Annotated in this window: 18 protein-coding genes; 13 read left to right on the top strand and 5 right to left on the bottom strand. The window is 68.2% G+C overall.

The features are described from left to right. Positions 1–81: 81 nt before the first annotated feature. The 7 genes from ABD768_RS04885 to uvrB all read left to right on the top strand — a co-directional run bounded on the left by ABD768_RS04885 (position 82) and on the right by uvrB (position 10,305). The gene (locus ABD768_RS04885) at positions 82–3,447 is read left to right on the top strand and encodes an RICIN domain-containing protein (RefSeq protein ID WP_344837762.1); all 3,366 of its coding nucleotides are present in this window, start codon (positions 82–84) and stop codon (positions 3,445–3,447) included. 21 nt (positions 3,448–3,468) lie between these two features. Beyond that, positions 3,469–4,083 carry a dephospho-CoA kinase gene (gene coaE, locus ABD768_RS04880; protein WP_344837761.1) on the top strand — a complete coding sequence of 205 codons (615 nt, stop codon included), beginning with the start codon at positions 3,469–3,471 and terminating at the stop codon, positions 4,081–4,083. A gap of 81 nt (positions 4,084–4,164) precedes the next feature. Further along, on the top strand, positions 4,165–5,376 hold the full coding sequence (locus ABD768_RS04875) for a PrsW family glutamic-type intramembrane protease (RefSeq protein ID WP_344837760.1): 1,212 nt from the start codon (positions 4,165–4,167) through the stop codon (positions 5,374–5,376). Beyond that, positions 5,373–6,434 (top strand): hypothetical protein, encoded by a 1,062-nt coding sequence (locus tag ABD768_RS04870; protein ID WP_344837759.1) that lies wholly within the window; start codon positions 5,373–5,375, stop codon positions 6,432–6,434. The genes ABD768_RS04875 and ABD768_RS04870 overlap by 4 nt, the downstream gene beginning before the upstream one ends. Then, a complete protein-coding gene (locus ABD768_RS04865) occupies positions 6,431–7,357 on the top strand; it encodes a hypothetical protein (protein WP_344837758.1) in 927 nt (308 codons plus the stop codon). Before ABD768_RS04870 ends, ABD768_RS04865 begins: the two co-directional genes overlap by 4 nt. A gap of 11 nt (positions 7,358–7,368) precedes the next feature. Continuing rightward, positions 7,369–8,133, top strand: a complete 765-nt coding sequence (locus ABD768_RS04860; protein WP_343977866.1) for a hypothetical protein — start codon at positions 7,369–7,371, stop codon at positions 8,131–8,133. A gap of 66 nt (positions 8,134–8,199) precedes the next feature. Further along, positions 8,200–10,305, top strand: coding sequence for an excinuclease ABC subunit UvrB (gene uvrB, locus ABD768_RS04855; RefSeq protein ID WP_344837757.1), 2,106 nt, complete (start codon positions 8,200–8,202; stop codon positions 10,303–10,305). Between the two features lies 1 nt (position 10,306). On the opposite strand, the gene ABD768_RS04850 is transcribed toward uvrB, so the two are convergent. Beyond that, positions 10,307–11,215 (bottom strand): nitrilase-related carbon-nitrogen hydrolase, encoded by a 909-nt coding sequence (locus ABD768_RS04850; RefSeq protein WP_344837756.1) that lies wholly within the window; start codon positions 11,213–11,215, stop codon positions 10,307–10,309. A 64-nt stretch (positions 11,216–11,279) separates the two neighbouring features. Between ABD768_RS04850 and ABD768_RS04845 the strand changes: the two genes are divergently transcribed. The 3 genes from ABD768_RS04845 to ABD768_RS04835 all read left to right on the top strand — a co-directional run bounded on the left by ABD768_RS04845 (position 11,280) and on the right by ABD768_RS04835 (position 13,694). After that, the gene (locus ABD768_RS04845) at positions 11,280–12,017 is read left to right on the top strand and encodes an SDR family NAD(P)-dependent oxidoreductase (RefSeq protein ID WP_344837755.1); all 738 of its coding nucleotides are present in this window, start codon (positions 11,280–11,282) and stop codon (positions 12,015–12,017) included. A gap of 10 nt (positions 12,018–12,027) precedes the next feature. Then, the gene (locus ABD768_RS04840) at positions 12,028–12,381 is read left to right on the top strand and encodes an MmcQ/YjbR family DNA-binding protein (RefSeq protein ID WP_344837754.1); all 354 of its coding nucleotides are present in this window, start codon (positions 12,028–12,030) and stop codon (positions 12,379–12,381) included. 197 nt (positions 12,382–12,578) lie between these two features. Beyond that, on the top strand, positions 12,579–13,694 hold the full coding sequence (locus tag ABD768_RS04835) for a TerC family protein (RefSeq protein ID WP_344837753.1): 1,116 nt from the start codon (positions 12,579–12,581) through the stop codon (positions 13,692–13,694). Between the two features lie 133 nt (positions 13,695–13,827). Here the strand turns inward: ABD768_RS04835 and ABD768_RS04830 are convergent, their stop codons facing one another. Genes ABD768_RS04830 through ABD768_RS04820 form a run of 3 tightly spaced genes read right to left on the bottom strand, consistent with a single transcriptional unit; the run spans position 13,828 to position 16,567 of the window. Then, positions 13,828–14,667, bottom strand: coding sequence for a C40 family peptidase (locus tag ABD768_RS04830; protein WP_344837752.1), 840 nt, complete (start codon positions 14,665–14,667; stop codon positions 13,828–13,830). 23 nt (positions 14,668–14,690) lie between these two features. Further along, entirely contained in the window at positions 14,691–15,758 is a 1,068-nt protein-coding gene (locus ABD768_RS04825; protein WP_344837751.1) for a mandelate racemase/muconate lactonizing enzyme family protein, read from the bottom strand. Next, a complete protein-coding gene (locus ABD768_RS04820; protein ID WP_344837750.1) occupies positions 15,755–16,567 on the bottom strand; it encodes a serine hydrolase in 813 nt (270 codons plus the stop codon). The genes ABD768_RS04825 and ABD768_RS04820 overlap by 4 nt, the downstream gene beginning before the upstream one ends. Before the next feature lie 217 nt (positions 16,568–16,784). Between ABD768_RS04820 and ABD768_RS04815 the strand changes: the two genes are divergently transcribed. From ABD768_RS04815 to ABD768_RS04805, 3 genes are read left to right on the top strand one after another with little or no spacing between them, the layout of a single operon-like run. Beyond that, the gene (locus ABD768_RS04815; RefSeq protein ID WP_344837749.1) at positions 16,785–17,765 is read left to right on the top strand and encodes a cobalamin biosynthesis protein; all 981 of its coding nucleotides are present in this window, start codon (positions 16,785–16,787) and stop codon (positions 17,763–17,765) included. Then, a complete protein-coding gene (locus ABD768_RS04810; RefSeq protein WP_343977895.1) occupies positions 17,756–18,436 on the top strand; it encodes a phosphoglycerate mutase family protein in 681 nt (226 codons plus the stop codon). Before ABD768_RS04815 ends, ABD768_RS04810 begins: the two co-directional genes overlap by 10 nt. Next, complete coding sequence (locus ABD768_RS04805) at positions 18,427–19,383, top strand: DUF3500 domain-containing protein (protein ID WP_344837748.1); 957 nt, start codon at positions 18,427–18,429, stop codon at positions 19,381–19,383. The genes ABD768_RS04810 and ABD768_RS04805 overlap by 10 nt, the downstream gene beginning before the upstream one ends. Here the strand turns inward: ABD768_RS04805 and ABD768_RS04800 are convergent. Further along, positions 19,380–20,150: a class I SAM-dependent DNA methyltransferase gene (locus ABD768_RS04800; protein ID WP_344837747.1), complete on the bottom strand. Its 771-nt coding sequence runs from the start codon at positions 20,148–20,150 to the stop codon at positions 19,380–19,382. The two genes, ABD768_RS04805 and ABD768_RS04800, sit on opposite strands and share 4 nt — an antisense overlap. Positions 20,151–20,168 lie beyond the last annotated feature (18 nt).

Here is a 20,168-nt window from a genome sequence, read left to right as displayed (position 1 = left end):
CGTCGAAAAGCGCGCTTTCCCAGGATTTCCGTGGCAGCTTGATCCGGCGACCGCCCCGACTCCGGAATGATGGTGAGTGCTGTGCCCCGACCTGGAATCCGCCTGCTGGCGGGAGCATTGCTGCTGGCCCTGACGGTGCCGACGACGGCCTTCGGGTCACCCGCCGTCGAGCCGGCCGTGAAGGCCGTCGAGGCGCCGGCCCCACTCGCCAAGGCGACCAAGAAACGGATCGAGCTCACCGCCCGTTCCGGCCGTGCGAGCAAGGCCGCGGCCGGCTCCTGGGGTGGCAGCCAATACCGCTGGACCCATGTGAACAAGAAGTTCCCCGACGACTCGTACTGGAACCAGGACCGCGACGAGGGCGCCAAGGTCGGCTACGCCTACGACCAGTCCGGCAACGTGTACCGCTCGTTCTTCCAGTTCGACACCGCGCCGATCAACGGCGCCCGGGTGATCTCGTCGTCGTTCAGCATCGTGCTCGACCACAGCCCGACCGGTACACCGACCAACGTCGACCTCTTCGAGACCTACCCGATCGACCCCGACGAGGACCTCACCTGGAACTCGACGACCGACTCCCACTGGCAGGGCGAGCTGGCCACGGCCGCCGGGCACGCCTGGACCGGGCATGAGGAGGACATGGAGATGGCGTTCGGCTCCGACGCGCTGACCCAGGTCGTCCAGTGGTCGGCCGAGAGCCGGACCGGGTTCGTCACCCTGGGCCTGCGGGCGCCGGATGAGACCGGCACCACCAGGGAGTCGAGGGAGCAGTGGAAGAAGTTCCGTCCCGAGACGGCCAAGCTCATCGTCGAGTACAACAACCTGCCGAGGCCGCCGATCAAGCTGAACCTGACCCGGCCCCGGCCCTGCGGCACGGCCGCGGCGCCGACCCTGATCAGCACCGCCCGGCCCACCTTCGCCGCCGTCGCCAGCGACCCGGACGGCGACAACATCAAGACCAGGCTGTTGATCCGCCGGGCCACCGACAACAAGATCCAGTACCAGCAGGAGTCGGCCTTCACCACATCCGGAGCGGCGTTCTCCTGGCCGCAGGTCCCCGACGGGAAGCTGGTCGACGGCGCGACGTACGCCGTGTCCGCACGCAGCGACGACGGCGTGGCCGACGACGGGGCCGACTTCGGCGACGAGAGCCCGAAATGCTTCTTCAAGGTCGACCTGGTGAAGCCGGGTACCCCGACGGTCGCGTCGACCGACTTCCCCGACGGCGCTCCCGGCGTACCGGCCCGGACGGTCGGCCGGATGACCTTGCGGCCGGCCGCGGGTGATACGGATGTCGTCGAGTACCTGTACGGGTTCCAGGCCGACCGGATCGACCAGCGGATCAAGGCCGGTCCGGACGGTACGGCGACGTTGCCGGTGACCGTGTGGCCCGACGACTCCGGGATACCGACCGCCAGGCTGTTCGTGCTGGCCGTCGACAAGGCGGGCAACACGAGCCCCGATCCGACCGGCTGGGACCTCACCGCGCGCCCGAATCCCAGTCCGCAGACGTACGTCCGGGGTGACGTCAACGGCGACGGGCGGGCCGACGTCGACGCCGTCATCGACCAGGGGTTCGGCCGGACGGCGATCTGGAACGTGACTGCCAAGGCCGGCGGGTTCGAGACGGGCGCGATGGCCTTCGACTCCGGCGAGAACGGTGGCTTCCCGTTGTACCGGACCAGGCCGGCCCAGGGCGACTTCGACGGGGACGGCCGGGCCGACACCGCCTTCTTCCGGGAGGAGGCCGGTCGCCGGATGGCGCTCTACAGTCTCAAGTCCGACGGCAACACGTACGCGCCCGGCTCGCTGCCGGATTGGCGTGGACCAGCGAACGGGTGGGTGCTGAGTACGGCCCGGGTGGTCGCAGGCAACGTCAACGGCGACAAGCGGAGCGACATCGTCGTACAGGTCAACAATGGCGACGGGACGTGGCGGGCCGAGGTCTACCAGGGTGGTGACCTTGCTCACCCGGCCTCCTGGCTGGCCGCTGCGAAGGGGCAGTGGGCGCAGAGCACACCGGTCCTGGCTGATGTCGACGGGGACGGGCGGGCCGATCTGGTCGACATGAAGAACGCGGGCGGCTGCCGGACGGTCGTCGAGTACTACCGCTCGACCGGTACCACCTTCGCCCCCACCCCGGTTCCGCTCTTCGACAGCGGCGCCGGCAAGTACTGCTGGGAGCGCAACCACCCGGTCGTCGGTGATGTCGACGGCGACGGCAAGGACGACATCGTGTCGCTGTACGAGAACACGCCGGGGCAGCCCGACACGACGCTGAAGGTGTTCCGCTCGACCGGTACCGCGCTGACCCTGGGCGACTGGTGGCACGATGCTGCGACGTTCGACCCGGCCAAGGTGGTGCTGAGCGTCGGCGACTTCACCGGCGACCATCTGGACGACGTCGGCCTGGTGGCCGCGCTGGCCGACGGCGGCCGCGAGGTGTCCACGCTCACCTCGACCGGTACGTCGTTCAAGGCACCGGTGAGCGGGTGGAAGGAGCCGAGGGTGGGGGCCACGGCCGGTCCTACCTTCGACATCGAGCATCGGACGTACGAGCTGGTCGCCCGGCACAGCGGCCGCTGCCTGGAGGTGGCCGGTGGGACCCAGGACGACGGGGGAGCGATCACGCAGCAGGCCTGCGCGGGCGAGCTGCATCAGCGGTTCCGGCTCGAGCAGGTTGCCGGTACGGAGCAGTTCGAGGCGCACACCGTGCACGCGGAGGGTCACCTCGACAATGTCGTACCGCGCTGCCTGGACGTCGACGAGGCCAGCGACGACGATGACGTCCCGCTCCAGCAATGGGCCTGCGTCGGCACGGCGAACCAGCAGATGACGATCGAGTACGTCGAGGGCAGCGGGTACGACACCGTCGTACGGCTGAAGTTCGCGCAGAGCGGGAAGTGCGCGGCGGTCCGGGGGGCGAAGCTCGGCAACGGGGTGCCGGTCGTGCAGATGCCGTGTGCCGCGGCGGCCAGCCAGCAGTGGATCCTGCGGGCGGCGGTGAACGACGACCAGCTCGACGGGACCTTCCGGGTCAGGGCGGTTCGCGGTGGCAAGGTCTTCGACGTCGAGGACTGCGACCTGTCCGAGGGAGCCGACCTACGGACCTGGGACGAGGAGGACGGCAGTGAGTGCCAGCAGTGGCAGGTCAAGCCGCTGGGCGACGACGTCTACCAGCTCGTCGCGCCGTCCACCGGTCAGCTGGTACAGATCGAAGGCTGCTCGGGGCTGCCCGGGACCAGCATCGAGGTGATGAAGGCCGGCGCCTCCAGTTGCCAGCGCTGGCGGATCGAACCGGCGTACGACGGCAGCTGGAGCATCCAGGAGGCCAGAACCGGGCTGTCCATCGATGTGCTCGGCTGCAGCGAGGACGCCGGGGCGCGGCTGAACATCTCGCCGTACTGGAACGGCCCCTGCCAACGGTTCGACCTGGAGGGCGTCTAGGGCGTCCTCTAGGGTGCAGGTGTGCTGAGGATCGGGTTGACCGGGGGTATCGGGTCCGGGAAGAGCTCCGTGTCGTCGAGGCTGGCGGCACGGGGCGCGGTGGTGATCGACTCGGATGTGCTGGCGCGGGAGGTGGTTGCCCGGGGCACTGATGGGTTGGCCGAAGTGGTTGCGGCGTTCGGGGATGTGCTGACCGCCGAGGGGGAGCTGGATCGGCCGGCGGTGGGGCGGATTGTCTTCGGGGATGAGGTCGCCCGGCGGAAGCTGGAGGCGATCATTCATCCGCGGGTACGGGCGCGGGCGGCCGAGATCGAGAGCGCGGCGCCGGGGGATGCGGTGGTGGTGCACGACATTCCCTTGCTGGTGGAGACGGGGCAGGGTGGCAATTTCGATCTGGTGCTCGTGGTCGACGTACCGCAGGAGGTGCAGGTCGAGCGGCTGACCCGGGATCGCGGGATGACTGACGCGGAAGCGAAGGCGCGGATCGCCAGTCAGGCGACGCGGGAGCAGCGGCTGGCGGTGGCGGATCTGGTCGTCGAAAACTCGGGCAGCCTCGATGAGCTGGACGCACGAATCGAGGAGCTCTGGCCGGGACTGCTGAGCCGAGCAGGACACGGTCCGGCCACGAAAGGGTGACCCTTGGGACGGAAATGATGATTCCGGGCCGAGCTGTTGGAGAATCTTCCCGGTCCGGAAGTCCAAGGTAGGGAGGGTGGCGTGGAGTGTCCGCGCTGTAGCTCTGACGTTCCCGAGGTATCGCATTTCTGTCACCACTGTGGCAACGATCTGCAGACCGGGGACGCCGAGCGCAAGAAGGCCTATGCGGCCAGACCGGACGAGCCGGTGGCTTCGTTCAAGCTGGTCTCGACGATCATGCCGCAGGGCGCGGGCCGCCAGCCGTACACCTATCGGGTCGCGCTGGGCATCGCACTGCTGCTGACCGTGCTGACGGCGGCGCTGGGCGCGCTGCCGGTCGCGATCATGATCGCCGCCTTCGCCATCCCGATCGTCTACATCCTCTACATCTACGACGTGAACCTGTGGGAGGACGAGCCGGTCCCGGTGGTCGCGGCCGCGTTCGTGCTCACCGGCGTACTGGCCGCGGTGTTCACCTGGTTGTGGTCCGACAGGATCGGTCTGTCGACCGACCTGATCGGCGGGAACTCGGCGAGTCCGTCCGGGAGCGACCTGCTGATCCTGGTGCTGCTGGTCCCGGTCGTCTCGGAGCTGATCCGGCAGATCGGCCCGCTGTACCTGGCCTCGCGGCCGCGCTACGACGACCTGATGGACGGCTTCACCTTCGGCGTCGTGGCCGGTGTCGGCTTTGCTTGCTTCGAGACGCTGGTACTCCACTGGGGCTGGATCAGTGGTGGCTTCGCCGGCCCGGGAAGCAGCGCTGGTACCTGGATCTCCGTCGTGCTGCTGCAGGGGTTCGTGAAGCCGCTGATCTATGGGTCGGCGACCGGACTCGCGGTGGCGGAGTTCTCCGGGCTGGGGGAGAAGTACGACGGGTTCACACCGCGCTGGGTGGTCGGTCTGATCCAGGCGATGGTGGTGAACGCGCTGTTCCAGGGTGGTGTCTACCTGCTCGGCTTCGTCGGCGGGCACGGCTCGACGGTCGGCGCCGTGCTCGGCGTGCTGTGGGGGCTGGTACTGCTCGGGGCGCTGATCATTCGGGTCCGTACGGTGCTGCACAAGGGTCTGCTGGAGGCGGCGTTGGAGTCGGCCGCTCGCGGTGGTTCGAACCACGCGTCGGGTGAGCTGGCGTTCTGCTCGCGGTGTGAGATGCCGCTGCTGCCGCACTCGGACTTCTGTTCTGCTTGCGGCAACTCGGTCCGGTCCGTGCCGAAGTCCGAGCGCGGTGTGGCGGTGCAGGGGAGCGCGCCGGCTGTCGGCTTCGACGGGACGACTGGGGAGACGCAGGCATGAGCAACCAGCAACCGCCGTACGGAGGCCAGCCGGGGCAGCAGCCACCACAGGGGCCACCACCGGGGTACGGGCGGCCGCCCCAGGGTCCGCCGCCTGGGTACGGCCAGCCGCCGTACCAGGGTCAGCCGCCGCAGGGCCGCCCGCCGCAAGGTCCGCCTCCGCAAGGTCGCCCGCCGCAAGGGCCGCCGCCGGGGTATGGGCAACCGGCGCAGCCGCCGTACCAGGGCCAGCCCCAGCAGGGGCGGCCGCCGCAGGGGCCGCCGCCTGGCTATGGGCAGCCGCCGTACCAGGGTCAGCCGCCGCAATACCAGGGTCAACAGCCGCAGTACCAGGGGCAGCAGCCGGGTTACTACCCCGGTCAGCAGCAGTACCCGGGGCAGCCGGGTGGGCAGTACAGCGGTGGTGGCGGCAAGGGGCCGAACAAGATCCTGCTGCTCGCCGGTGGAGGTCTGGCCGCGGTAGCCGTCATCGGTGTCGTGCTGGCGTTCGTGTTCGGTGGTAACGACGACAAGAAGATCGACGCGTCGCCGAGCGTCCCCACCGCCACCCAGCCGACCCCTGAACCGAGCACCGAGCCGAGCACCGAGCCCAGTACGCCCGCCGACGACACGGGCATCGACGTGGCCGAGGGCGTCCGGGTGACCCCCGCGCCCGGCTACAAGCGCGAATCGCTCGCGAAGTACACCGGCGTCTACCTGCTCAACAAGGGCGAGGCGTACTTCATGGTGAACGCCTTCAAGCCGAACCCGGGTGAGACCCCGGCGTCGGCGCTGGCGAAGCTGTTCACGGTCGAGACGAAGGACCTGGACCAGGTCAAGAAGAACAAGCCGTTCGAGAGCTCGCCCACCGCCGGCAACGTCAAGTACCTGGCGTCGCAGAGCTACACCGCGGTGTCGACGAGCCAGAGCGGCACGCTGAAGGTGGTCGGCCTGGTCGGCGTCATCCAGCGCCAGGACGGCGTGCTGACGATCATTCAGGTGTACGGCCGCGAGGACAAGAAGGACGCCGTCCAGAAGGCCGTCACCGCGATGCTGGATTCGGTGATCAAGAGCCAGTGAACAACAAGCGCGACAAAGGCCAGCCACCCCGCAACCCGTGGGTGCGGAAGACCGACGCCGAGGAGGACGAGGAGTCCACCACCCCGGAGCCGGACCTACCGCCGTCCCCGTGGTCACTGGAGGTCCCCGCACGCCCACCGTCCCCGTGGGACACGCCAGACGCCGGTACTGCGGGCTCTGCGCCGTCCACGTGGGATGCGGCGAGCACTACTCCGCCGGCGACGGGCGGCACCGGAGTACAGGGTGCTAGTCAGACTGATGCGCCGTGGGGTGACAAGGTTGGCCCGCCGTCGCTGCGTCGGCCTGAGCCGGTGAAGAAGGGGTTCAAGCTGCCGCCGGTGGCGATCCCCATCGCGGCGGGGCTCGCTGTCGTAGTACTGGTCGCCGTTGCGCTTGTCCTGCTGACCGGGGGAGACGACAAGGGCGCTGACCCGGCCCCGGTCCCGACGGTCACGCCGTCGCCGTCGTACACGCCGCCGGCGAACGCGCTGCCGGTGCAGTTCGGCGTCTCGATCGTGCCGGCGCCTGGCTGGAACGTGGTCGCCAAGGAGACGAACGGCAAGCAGGTCGCCATCTACGGGCCGGACGGTGCGCCCCGGGCGTTCCTGTGGGTCCGGCAGAAGCAGAACGTCACCGCCAACGCGTTCGTGGTCGGCATCGTCGAGGGCGAGACCAAGGACAAGATCGCCAAGCTCGACAACGTACGGAACCTGCAGTGCCCCAAGGACGTCTTGGTGGAGTGCGTAGCGCTGTCCTACACCATCACCCCGACGCCGGGGGCGTCGATCAAGGGCGACGTGGAGGTGTACCGGCGCAAGGACGGCGTGGTCACCGCGCTGGACTACCAGGCAGGGGCCGACTTCGTCGCGACCGCCGATCCAGCGGTGAAGGCGATGAAGCAGTCGGTGCTCGACAGTCTTTGAGTGAGGGGAACATGAGCCAGCAGCAGTACCGAACCCCGCCGCCTCCGCCCGTCCAGGGCGGATGGGGTCCGGGCCCGATCCCGCCGCAGTTCCGGCCGGCCAAGTCGTCGAAGACGCAGTGGATCGTGATGGGTTGCGCCGTGTTCGCGGTGTTGCTGATCGCGATCGGCGTGGTGCTGATGGTGACCGGCAAGGACGACTCCGGTACGCCGGTGGCCGGGGTGACTCCGGAGCCGGTGGGCACCCTGTTCACGCCTTCGCCGACGGCGCCGCCGAAGACCAAGGGGCCGTTCGACGTCGGCGTCGAGGTCGGCAAGGGCGTCTGGTTCACGCCGGCCAAGGGGTGGCTGCAGGGGCCGGACAAGACGGTCGGCGGGCAGTACTGGATCCTGCAGGAGAACCGGCAGGGCGGGAAGCGCCGTGGGTTCATCGACGGGTATTTCTGGGTCCGGCAGACACAGTTGTACGACGCCAAGGGGTTCGCCGAGCACCTGGTCGACATCGAGTCAAACGGGTACAAGAACGTCAAGATCGGTAAGGGGACAGCGCTGGAGTGTGCGGTGCCGGCGCTGAAGTCCTGCTACACGATCACGTATACCGCTGATGTGCCGACCAAGAGCGGGAAGTTGCTGCCGTTCAAGGGGTTCATGACGGCGTACGAGGACCAGTTCGGGCAGGTCACGGCGACGGACGTAGGGCTGGAGACCAGCGTCTACGACCGGCGGGCGAAGGACCTGGCGGCGATGAACGAATCGGTGGTCAAGAGCTACAACTAGGCCCTGGGCGGTCCGCTGTCGGCGGAATTTCGGAAACTGTCGGCGGTGGGTCGTACGGTGGGTGGCATGAGACAGGTCACCGATCTCCAGCGTATGGTCGCGCCCCTCAAGGTCGTGTCCGACTTCGAGCCGGCCGGCGACCAGCCGGCCGCGATCGCCGAGCTCGAGCGCCGGATCAACGCGGGCGAGCAGGATGTGGTGCTGCTGGGCGCCACGGGTACGGGTAAGACGGCCACGATGGCGTGGCTGGCGGAGAAGATCCAGCGGCCGATGCTGATCCTGCAGCCGAACAAGACGCTGGCCGCCCAGTTCGCGACCGAGCTGCGGCACTTCTTCCCGGAGAACGCGGTCGAGTACTTCGTCTCGTACTACGACTACTACCAGCCGGAGGCGTACGTCCCGCAGACGGACACCTACATCGAGAAGGACTCCTCGATCAACGAGGAGGTCGAGCGGCTGCGGCACTCGGCGACCTGGTCGCTGCTGACCCGGCGCGACGTGGTCGTGGTGGCGACCGTCTCCTGCATCTACGGTCTGGGCTCGGCCGACGAGTACCTGAACCGGATGATCCACGTGAAGGTCGGCGACGAGATGGACCGTGACGGTCTGCTCCGCAAGCTGGTCGGCGTGCAGTACGCGCGCAACGACCTGGCCGGCACCCGTGGCACCTTCCGGGTCCGCGGCGACACGCTCGAGGTCTTCCCGGTCTACCAGGAGCTGGCGGTCCGGGTGGAGTTCTTCGGCGACGAGATCGAGCGGGTGATGACGCTGCACCCGTTGACCGGCGAGATCCTCAGCGAGGAGAACGAGCTCTACATCGGCGCCGCGACGCACTACGTGACCGCGCCCGAGAAGATGGAGCGCGCGATCACCAGCATCGAGGCCGAGCTCGAGGAGCGGCTGGCCGAGCTGGAGCGGGGCGGGCAACTGCTGGAGGCGCAGCGGCTGCGGATGCGCACGACGTACGACATCGAGATGATGCGCCAGATCGGCACCTGCTCGGGCATCGAGAACTACTCGCGGCACACGGACGGGCGGGAGCCGGGGACGGCGCCGCACTGTCTGCTGGACTACTTCCCCGAGGACTTCCTGCTGGTGATCGACGAGTCGCACGTCACCGTGCCGCAGATCGGCGGGATGTACGAGGGCGACATGTCGCGGAAGCGGACGCTGGTCGAGCACGGCTTCCGGCTGCCGTCGGCGATGGACAACCGGCCGCTGCGCTGGGAGGAGTTCCTGGAGCGGATCGGCCAGACGGTGTACCTGTCGGCGACCCCTGGGCAGTACGAGCAGGACAAGTCGGACGGGCACGTCGAGCAGATCATCCGGCCGACGGGTCTGATCGACCCCGAGGTGATCGTGAAGCCGACCAAGGGCCAGATCGACGACCTGATCCACGAGATCCGGATCCGCACCGAGCGCAACGAGCGCGTCTTGGTCACCACGCTGACCAAGAAGATGTCCGAGGACCTGACCGATTACCTGCTGGAGATGGGGATCCGGACCAGATACCTCCACAGCGAGGTCGACACCCTGCGCCGCGTCGAGCTCCTCCGCGAGCTGCGGATGGGCGAGTACGACGTACTGGTCGGCATCAACCTGCTGCGTGAAGGCCTCGACCTACCGGAGGTCTCGCTGGTCGCCATCCTCGACGCGGACAAGGAAGGCTTCCTGCGCTCGGGCCGGTCGCTGATCCAGACGATCGGCCGTGCGGCGCGAAACGTCTCCGGCGCGGTCTTCATGTACGCCGACAAGATCACCCCGTCGATGGAGCAGGCGATCGACGAGACCAACCGACGGCGCGCGATCCAGGTCGCGTACAACACCGAGCACGGTGTCGACCCGCAACCGCTGCGCAAGAAGATCGCCGACATCACCGACATGCTCGCCCGCGAGGACGCCGACACCGCCGAACTCCTCGGCAACGGCCGCACCCAGTCCCGCGGCAAGGCCCCGGTCCCCGGCGGCGGCAAGCTCAAGGCCGGCGAAAAGGCCCGCGAACTGGCCGGCGGCCTGCCTTCGTCCGACCTGGCCGACCTCATCCAGCAACTCACCGACCAGATGCACAACGCCGCCGCCGAACTCCAGTTCGAGGTAGCCGCGCGCTACCGAGACGAAATCTCCGAGCTGAAGAAGGAACTCCGCCAAATGCTCAACGCCGGCGCCAAGTAGGTCAGCGGGGCGTCTCGTCGACGGTGAGGGTGAAGATGTCGGGGCGGGAGTAGTGGCCGACCGGGTCGAAGTCGAGGAAGGAGCGGTCTCGGTCGGAGAGGTCGAGGGTTGCCAGGAGGACGGTTTCTCCTGAGCGGGCGGGGGCGGCCAGGATCTCGCCGAGCGGCGAGATGATGGTGCTGCCGCCGTTGATGAGGATGGTGTCGGGGGAGTCGCCCTGGATTGGGTGGACGTCCTCGGGGAGGTCGGCGCGGGTCAGGTACTGGTTGGCGCTGATGACGAAGCAGCGGCCTTCCAAGGCGATGTGGCGCATCGTCGACTGCCACTGGTCGCGGTCGTCGACGGTGGGGGCGCACCAGATGTCGATGCCTTTGGCGTACATGGACTGGCGGAACAGCGGCAGGTAGTTCTCCCAGCAGATGGCGGCGCCCAGTACTGCGTACTCCGTCTGGACCGCGGGCATCGTCGAGCCGTCGCCCTGGCCCCAGAGGTAGCGTTCGGCGGCGGTCGGTAGGAGTTTGCGGTGCTTGGCCACCAGGCCGTCGGTGGCGGTGAAGAAGAGCGCGGTGCAGTAGAGGGTGCCGCCGGCGCGTTCGATCACGCCGACGACGACGTCGACGCCCAGTTGGGTGGACAGTTCCGCCAGGCGGGCGGTTTCGGGGCCCGGTACGGCGATCGCGGCCTCGCGGTAGCGGCGGAAGAGGTCGCGTCCCTCGGGAGACCGCGATCCGACCGTCACCCCGAAGTCGACGCCCTTCGGATAGCCGCCGATGAACGCCTCCGGCAGTACCACCAGGCGAGCGCCACCCGAGGCGGCCTCGCGGATGAAGTGCTCGGCTTTCGCCAAGGTGGCAGGGGTATCGAAGAGGACAGATCCGGCCTGAACAGCAGCTACGACGACTGATGCCATGCCCCGGAGCGTACGCCGTCGGCGAGTCGGTACGACGTCCTTGCGGCGGCCCTACGCTCGATCAATGAGCACTCAGGAGCTGGCCGGCCAGCGGGCCCTCGTCACCGGAGCGACGTCGGGAATCGGCCGGGCCATCGCGCGCAGCCTGGCGGCAGAAGGAGCGGAGGTCATCGTCACCGGGCGACGGGCCGAACTCGGCGCCGAGACAGTCTCGTTGATCGAGAGCGAAGGCGGCCGGGCGACCTTCGTACCGGCTGATCTGGGTGAGCTGGCCGACCTCGAGCGGTTGACCGGCGAGGCCGGCGACATCGGGATCCTGATCAACAATGCCGGCTTCTACCCGATGGTTCCGACCGTGGCGCTGACGCCCGCGGAGTACCAGCGGATGTACGACGTGAACCTGCGCAGTGCGTACTTTCTGACCGCCACCCTCGCTCCACGCATGAGCATGGGCAGCGCGATCGTCAACGTCTCGTCGACCGGCGCTCAAGTCGGGATGACGGTCGCCGCGGGCTACAGCGGTACCAAGGCGGCGCTGGAGTCGATGACCAGGTCGTGGGCCGTCGAGTTCGGGCCGGCCGGGGTCCGGGTGAACGCGGTCTGCGCTGGCATGATCCGGACGGACAAGCTGCTGGAGATGCTGCCGGAGGAAGGAATGCAGCAAGCGAGCGCACCCTGGCCGCTCGGCCGACCCGGTACGCCGGAGGAGATCGCCGAGGTCGCGCTGTTCCTCGCCTCACCGCGCGCCAGCTTTGTCACCGGCGCCGTCGTAGTAGCTGACGGCGGCCAGATCATCTCCTAGCCTGCAGGTTATGAGACTGACCGGAGCGGACTTGCTGGAGCACTGCCTGGCGAAACCGGGCGCCTGGCAGGACGAGCCGTGGGAAGGGGACGTCGTCGCCAAGGTCGGGGACAAGATCTTCGCGTTCCTCGGGTCGGGCAGCGCGGTGGGCGTGAAGTGCGGCAACAACCGGGAGGAAGCCGACGAGTTGGTCGACACCTATCCGGAGGACGTCAGCAAGTCGGCGTACATCGGACGCTCGGGGTGGAACACCGTACGGCTTGCCGGGTCGGTGCCCGATGACGAGATCCTCGAGCTGATCGACGCGTCGTACGAGACGATCGTCGGCAAGCTGCCGAAATCCAAGCGGCCGCCTGTTCGATAGGTGGGTTCGATTTGGAAACTTGGACATCGATCGGTCAGAATAGAGGTGTTGAAGGGGAGTATTCCTTTCGCGGCGGTATCGTCATCACGGTCAAGGGTTCGTCCCCACGCCCGGTGCCGCCGGCCAGGCCCGACTGATCGAGCCAGGCGGAAGAGACCTTCGGAGTCCGATTCTCGTCTGAGCTCCGGAGGTTTCCTGTGCACGTTGCCGACTACGTCTGGTACATCACCGTCGGGGTGCTGCTCGCCCTGCTGGCCTTCGATGTCTTCATCATCGGCCGCCGCCCGCACGAACCGAGTACCAAGGAATCGGCGCGGGCGATCGTCTTCTACGTCTCGCTCGCCGTCGTCTTCGGGCTCGGCGTCTGGGTCTTCTCCGGCGGCGAGTACGCCGGGGAGTTCTTCGCCGGCTGGCTCACGGAGTACAGCCTGAGCGTCGACAACCTGTTCATCTTCCTGATCATCATGGCCAGGTTCCAGGTGCCCAGGAAGTACCAGCAGACGGCGCTGCTCGTCGGCATCATCCTGGCGCTGTTCTTCCGCGGCATCTTCATCGCGGTCGGCGCGGCGGCGATCAACGAGTTCTCCTGGGTGTTCTACCTGTTCGGCGCGTTCCTCGTGTACACGGCGATCCACCTGGCCAAGCAGGGTGAGAACGACGACGAGGACTACAAGGAGAACGCGGTCATCCGGTTCGCCAAGAAGCGGCTGAACGCGACCGACGAGTACAACGGCGTCAAGCTGACGGTGAAGCAGAACGGCAAGCGCCTCGTCACCCCGATGGCGATCGTGATCATCGCACTCGGTACGACGGACCTGCTGTTCGCGCTCGACTCGATCCCGGCGATCTACGGGCTGACGCAGGAGCCGTTCCTGGTCTTCACCGCCAACGTGTTCGCGCTGATGGGTCTGCGGCAGCTGTACTTCCTGCTCGGCGATCTGCTGCGGCGGCTGGTGTACCTGTCGCTCGGGCTCTCCGTCGTGCTCGCCTTCATCGGCGTGAAGCTGGTGCTGCACGCGATGCACGAGAACGAGCTGCCGTTCATCAACGGCGGCCACCACATCGAGTGGGCGCCGGAGATCCCGATCTGGGTCTCCCTCGGCTTCATCATCGTCACCCTCGGCATCACCACCCTGCTGAGCCTCCACAAGTCCCGCAACATGGCGCCGGAGCCGGCGGTGGATGCACCGGCGGAGTCCGAGGCGGCGACGTCGGCGGCTGCTCAGGCGGGCGGCGGCGAGCTGGACGAGGCCACCCGCGCTGAGCTCGAGGGTCTGCAAGCGCCCGAACAGTCAGACACCAAGAAGTCCTAGCCAACCACCGGCACCGAGCACCATCTCGGGGGTTATCCCCTGAGATGGTGGGTTGCCTAGCCGGAATCTGACGGGGCAACCCACCATCTGAGGGGTTAACCCCTCAGATGGGCCGGGTGGGGGGCGGGCTGGGTTAGAGGCGGGCGGTGGCTACTAGGGTTTGGCGGCGTTCGGGGAGTAGGGGTTCGTTTTCCAGGCGTTTGCCGGTTTCTGAGGCGTGGAGCATGCCGGCGGGGGAGACGAAACCTACGTGGTGGACCTTTTGGTCGGGGCGGCCGAAGAAGTAGAGGTCGCCAGGGCCGGCCTCGTCGGTGGGGATGTGTTCCAGGGCGTCGCACTGGTCGTGGGCGTCTCGGGGGATTCGCTGGCCCAGGACCCGGCTGACGGCGTGGACCAGGCCGGAGCAGTCGAGGCCGTAGGTGGAGGTGCCGCCCCAGAGGTACTCCAGGCCCAGGAAGAGGGAGCCCAGGCGGATGCGGTCCTCTGGTGATGCGGGGGAGTCCACCGGCCGCAGTGCGGAGTCCGCGAGCCAGCCGGAGCCGCCGTCGGGTAGTGCAACGCGGGTGAAGCCATCCGTGTGGTCTACCGACGCGAGGACCGTCGCAAAGGACAGGTCGGCCAGGTGGCCGTCGCCTGGCTCGGCGAACAGTTGGGCTGTCGGCACTGTGACGGCGACTGGGGCAGTGGCAGCGCCCGGGAGTTCGCCGAGATGGCTCGACGGCACCCAGCCCGGGTATCCGAGGTCGTCGGCCGACGACGGCTGCCACGGCGCGATGATCTCGGACCAGCCGTCGCGCTCGGACCGTACGAGTACCGGCTCGGCGAACAGCAGCTGGGTGAGCGTCCGGCCGTGCAGGCCGAGACGGGTCTCGGTGTCCATGGCCTTCGCCCAGGCGGCGACGTCAGGCTGGGCGGCGATCGCGGGCGCGTCGACGTCCCGTGGTGCGTCCGGTGAAGTCCAAACGGTACTCACCGGAACCTTGGCAGAAACTAACTTCATAGCGTCAAGCCTGTCACGCCCAGTCCAGCCGCCGTCGGCAGGTGGATCACCGAGCCCGCATACCGCACCCCGCCGACCACGGGCGACTCCCTCAACCACCAGGCTGCGTCGAGATCATTGACTGCTGTCGTCGGGTACGCCGCCACCAGCGCGGCAGCCGCCCCGATCCCCACGTGACTCTCCATCATCGACCCCACAATCGCCCCGAGCCCGTGCTCCCGAGCCAGCTCGAGCAGCGTCCGGGCGGTCGCCAGCCCACCACATTTGGCGAGCTTCACATTGACCAGATCAGCCGCGCCGTGCCGGATCACCGCGACCAGATCCCGTACTCCGTACACCGACTCGTCAGCCAGAATCGGCGTACTCACCCGATCCGTGATCCACGCCATCCCCTCCAGATCGGCCGCGACCACCGGCTGCTCGACCAGCTCGATATCGCACCCCGCATCCTCCAGAGCGCGAATCGCGTTCACCGCATCCCGCCGGCTCCACCCCTGATTCGCATCCAGCCGCAGCCGCGGTTCCGGCCCGATCGCCTCCCGCACCCGCCGCACCCGATGGAAGTCAGCCGACGCGTCACCGGTCCCGACCTTCACCTTCAGTACGCCGAACCCGTCAGCGACCCGATCGACCGCCGATGCCGCCAACGACTCCGGATCCCCGACGGACAACGTCACGTCCGTCGAAACCGACGAAACGGTCGACCCGAGGAACCCGTGCAAGGTCTGCCCCCGCCGACGCGCGACGAGATCATGCAACGCGACATCCACCGCCGCCTTGGCCCCGAAGTTGCCCTGCACGGCCGCTTGGATCCGCCGCAACGCCTCGGTGAAATCGTCCGGCTCCAGCCCGTCGAGCGCGGCCGCGATCGGGCCTTCGACGCAGGCCTGCGCGCCGGCCAGCGATTCGCCGGTCACCTTCCAGACCTGAGGCGCCTCGCCCCAGCCGCTCAGCTCGCCGTCCGTCAGCTCGACGAGCAGGGAGTCGGCGCTGGTCGCAGTACGGAGGGCTGTGATGAAAGGGGTATGGAGTGGTGCGGAGACCAGATGCGTGGTGAGCTTCACCGGATCGCCTCCAGATCGTGTCGATGGGTCCAGGCCTCGAAAGCGATCCCGGCGATCAGCTGCTGCGCCTCGGGATCGGGCAACTCGGAGGTCGTACAGACGACCAGGACGAACGGCGGGGCGTCAGCAGGCCGGACGATGCCGCCGTCGTGCCGGATCCGGCGGTCCCAGCCATTCTTGTGCTCCACGCGAGTCCCTGAGGGCAGCAGCGCCGGAATCTCACCGTTCCAGGTATTACCCGCGAGCAAGTCACGCACGTACGAGCCCGCTGTCGTCGTGTCATTGCCCACAGCAACCAGCACCGCGGCGAGATCGGCCGGGCTCATCAGATTGCTGATCCCCGCCGCCTGCGCCCCCGCGTCGTCGATGCCACGCCGGATCACACTGGCACCCGACCCATACTCGGCCAGCACGGCGTTGGCCGCGTCCACACCGGTCTGCTCCAGCACAAGATCGGTCGCGAGGTTGCTCGACCGAGTGATCATCTCCGTCGCCAGCCACCCGAGAGACACCTCCTCGCCGACATGCGTCCAGGTCGCCGGCGCCTCGTCCTCGGCCGGATTGACCCCGAACCGTCCGCCCGCCGCCGACGCGAAATCGTTGTGCACCGTCACCGCCTGATCGAGCGCCAGCTCACCCGCCTCGACGAGCCGCATCATCGCGATCGCGACCGGCAGTTTCATCGTGCTGGCCGCATAGTGCGTGCGCTCCGCGTGATGCCGCAGCACCGCTTTCCCGTCGAGCCGCCCCAGCCAGACACCGAACTCACCCCGTCCGTCGACCCCACGGAGTTGGTCTGCAATTCCCATGTTCGTCACCCTTCCACACCGCGACCGTCCTTGAACTTGCCGGGCCTGGCAGACTTCCGGGAGTGTCCAGAGCGCAAGTGGCCTGTGTCGGTTGTTCATGCACATCTCCGGCGCCCAGGCACGCACCTCGCGGCACTGGCGAAGCATCCACGATGCTCCGCATCGAGGACGCTCCTCCAGCACCGCGATGCACGCACCTGAACACCGGAGCTGAAGCATGAACAACCGACACAGGTCACTGGGTCTCGTCCTCGGCTTCGCCGCCGATCGCTGGCTGGGCGACCCACGCCGCTACCACCCGGTGGCCGGCTTCGGCCAGGTCGCCGGCCGGCTCGAGAGCAGGCTGTACTCCGATTCGAAAGCAGCCGGTACTACGTACGCCGCCCTCCTCATCACCACGGCCGCGACCGTAGGCGTGGCTGCCGAGAAGCTGACAGCCGGCCGCCCGATCACGCGCACCCTGCTCACCGCCGCCGCGACCTGGGCCGTCCTGGGCGGCCGAAGCCTCGAGCGCGAGGCCGAAATCATGGCCGGCTACCTCGACGCCAAGGAGCTCGAAACAGCCCGCGACCGACTCAGCTACCTCTGCAGCCGCGACGCCACCGACCTCGAAGCCGACGAACTCGCCCGCGCCACGGTCGAGTCAGTGGCCGAGAACACCTCCGACGCCACCGTTGCCCCGCTCGTCTGGGGCGGCCTCCTCGGGATCCCCGGCCTGATCGGCTACCGCGCGATCAACACGCTGGACGCCATGGTCGGCTACAAGTCGCCCCGCTACCGCAACTTCGGCTGGGCGTCGGCGCGACTCGATGACGCCGTCAACCTGCTGCCGGCGCGCGTGTGCGCAGTACTGACCGGCGTGGTCTCGGGCCGGCCCGGCAAGGCGTGGCGGATCTGGCGGCGGGACGCACCCGGACATCCGAGTCCGAATGCGGGCCCGGTCGAGGCGTCCTTCGCGGGCGCGCTCGGCGTGAGACTGGGTGGGGTCAACACGTACGGTTCCGCGGTCGAGGATCGGGGCACGCTCGGCGACGGGTTGCCGCCAACGGTCGGCGATATCCGACGTACGGCAACGCTGGCCCGGCGCGTCGCTTACGCGGCGGCGGCGCTGGCGACGATCGTGGCGTTGCGCCCGGATCGCCGTGGCCGGCGATCGGGTACCGATAGCCAACCGGGAGGGGAGCGGGCATGCATCTGACCCAGCGGCCGATGCGGATCGCGCTGATCCGGCACGGCGAGTCCGAGGCGAATCTCGACAAGCAGGTCTACGAGACGGTGCCCGACCACGCGGTCCCGCTCACCGCGCACGGGCACGAGCAGGCGGCCGCGGCAGGCAAGCAGTTGCGCGAACTCTTCGAGGGCGAGCCGGTACGGGTCTACGTCTCGCCGTACCTGCGGACGCTGCAGACGCTCGACTCGCTCGGGCTGGACGATCTGATCGGGCTCGCCCGGGAGGAGCCGCGGCTGCGCGAACAGGACTGGGCGAACTTCCAGGACACCGAGGACATCGTCCGCCAGGAGGCGCTGCGTGACTCGTACGGGCACTTCTTCTACCGGTTCACGCACGGCGAGTCCGGCTCGGACGTGTACGACAGGGTGTCGAGCTTCCTCGAGACCATGCACCGCGATTTCGAGACGCCCGACTCGCCGCGGAACGTGCTGCTGGTGTCGCACGGGCTGACGATGCGGCTGTTCTGCATGCGCTGGTTCCACTGGTCGGTGAAGTTCTTCGAGACTCTGCGCAACCCGGGCAACGCAGAGACCCGAGTGCTGCTGCGGCAGCCGGACTTCCGGTACAAGCTGGACCGGCCGTTCGAACAATGGACCCAGCACACTCCAACAGAACGGGAGCGATCGGCATGGTTGTAGAACAGTCTCGCGACGCGGCCGTCGAGCTGCTGGCCGCCTTGAGCCCGGAGCTGCGGGAGAAGGCGACGGCCCCCTTCGACACGCCTGACCATCGGGTGTGGACGTACCTGCCCGGCGACCGTCCCGGCGTGACGCTCGGGGAGTTGTCGGCCGAGCAGCGCAGACTGACGATGCGCTTGCTGGAGATCGCGTTGAGCGAGCGCGGGCTGGCGGATGCGCGATCGGTGATGCTCACCGAGGCGATCCGGCGCGGGCTGCCGCAGGCCGAGCCGGGCTCGTCGGTGGATGTCGGGTCCGAGCAGCGGTACTTCCTGCGGGTGCTCGGCGATCCTTCGGGTATGGACCCGTGGGCCTGGCGGCTCAACGGGCATCACATCGCGTTGCATGTGACGTTCGTGTCGGGTGCGATCGGGTTCACGCCGCAGTTCTTCGGCTCCGAGCCGGCGACGGTGCTGTCCGGGCCGCACGAGGGGCTGCGGACGCTGGCGGCCGAGCAGGATCTCGGGTTCTCGTTCCTGGATTCGCTGGAGGCCGGGCAGCGGGAGCTGGCGATCGTCTCGGACACGGCGCCGTCCGACATCCTGACGCGGTACGATCCGGTGGCCGACTCTCACGTGCTGCTCAAAGGGCTCCCGTACGGCGAGCTGACGCCGGAGCAGCGGCAGCTCTTCAGCCTGCTACTCGGCCAATACATCGGCCGTGCCGCCGGCCCGATCGGGTTGCAGACCTGGCAGGACATCACCGAGCAGGGGATCGAGAAGCTGACCTTCGCCTGGGCGGGGGCCACGAGGCCGGGCGGCGGCCATTACTACTCGATCGCGGGGCCGACGTTCCTGGCGGAGTACGACAACACCCAGGACGACGCCAACCACATCCACTCGGTATGGCGGGATCTGCGCAACGACTGGGGTACGGATCTACTCGCCGCGCACTACGCGGGGTACTAGACCGGCTTACGCCAGACGGAGACGTGGCTTTCGCTGTCGGCGGTGAACGGGGCTCGGTGCCAGTCGGCGTACCGGGCCTCGGATTCGAGTCCGGCCAGCTGGGCCATCAGGTCGCACTCGGCGGGCCAGATGTAGCGGAAGTTTCCGGCGGAGTACAGGGTCGTACCGTCGGGCTGGGTGAAGTAGTGGTGCGACGAGCACGCCTGGGTCGCGAGGTCGTACGTGTCGAAGGTCAGGTGGCCGTCGGTGAGGCGCATCGGTACGGCGTTCTGGCCGGGCGGCATCCGGCGGATGGGCGGCACCCAGAGCTCGATGACGAAGCGGCCGCCGGGCTTGAGGTGGCGGGCCGCGTTGCGGAAGCACTCGACCTGCTCGGCCTGGGTCCGGACGTTCGAGATGGTGTTGAAGACGAGGTACACCAGGTCGAACTCGCCCTCGACCCTCGTCGTCGCCATGTCGCCGATCACGACGGGGAGCCCGGGATCCTTGGCGCGCAGCTGGGCCGCCATCGGCTCGGACAACTCGATCCCGGTCACGGCGACGCCACGGGCCGCGAGCGGGATGCCAACTCGCCCGGTCCCGATCGCAAACTCCAGAGCCGAGCCTTCATCGGCCAAGGCTGCCAGGAAGTCCAGAGTCGGCCCGATCACCTCCGGCGCGAACATCTCGGCGGACGACGCGTCGTACCGCGTCGCAATGTCCTCGTCCCACACTTCGCTGCTGCTCATCGCTTGGCAGCCTGCCGGGTCGGCGCCGATGCTGTCCATCGAGTTTTCCATGTCAAA

Source organism: Kribbella ginsengisoli, from assembly GCF_039537185.1.
Lineage (GTDB): Bacteria > Actinomycetota > Actinomycetes > Propionibacteriales > Kribbellaceae > Kribbella > Kribbella koreensis.
The sequence above is the reverse complement of the archived record's forward strand: the minus strand, read 5'-3'. Positions and strand labels throughout refer to the sequence as shown.

Bases quoted from the DNA above. Each gene is read 5' to 3' on its own strand.
- ABD768_RS04870 (WP_344837759.1), top strand. From the start codon at position 5,373: ATGAGCAACCAGCAACCGCCGTACGGAGGCCAGCCGGGGCAGCAGCCA.
- ABD768_RS04860 (WP_343977866.1), top strand. From the start codon at position 7,369: ATGAGCCAGCAGCAGTACCGAACCCCGCCGCCTCCGCCCGTCCAGGGC.
- uvrB (WP_344837757.1), top strand. From the start codon at position 8,200: ATGAGACAGGTCACCGATCTCCAGCGTATGGTCGCGCCCCTCAAGGTC.
- ABD768_RS04850 (WP_344837756.1), bottom strand. From the start codon at position 11,215: ATGGCATCAGTCGTCGTAGCTGCTGTTCAGGCCGGATCTGTCCTCTTC.
- ABD768_RS04845 (WP_344837755.1), top strand. From the start codon at position 11,280: ATGAGCACTCAGGAGCTGGCCGGCCAGCGGGCCCTCGTCACCGGAGCG.
- ABD768_RS04840 (WP_344837754.1), top strand. From the start codon at position 12,028: ATGAGACTGACCGGAGCGGACTTGCTGGAGCACTGCCTGGCGAAACCG.
- ABD768_RS04820 (WP_344837750.1), bottom strand. From the start codon at position 16,567: ATGGGAATTGCAGACCAACTCCGTGGGGTCGACGGACGGGGTGAGTTC.
- ABD768_RS04815 (WP_344837749.1), top strand. From the start codon at position 16,785: ATGAACAACCGACACAGGTCACTGGGTCTCGTCCTCGGCTTCGCCGCC.
- ABD768_RS04810 (WP_343977895.1), top strand. From the start codon at position 17,756: ATGCATCTGACCCAGCGGCCGATGCGGATCGCGCTGATCCGGCACGGC.
- ABD768_RS04805 (WP_344837748.1), top strand. From the start codon at position 18,427: ATGGTTGTAGAACAGTCTCGCGACGCGGCCGTCGAGCTGCTGGCCGCC.
- ABD768_RS04800 (WP_344837747.1), bottom strand. From the start codon at position 20,150: ATGGACAGCATCGGCGCCGACCCGGCAGGCTGCCAAGCGATGAGCAGC.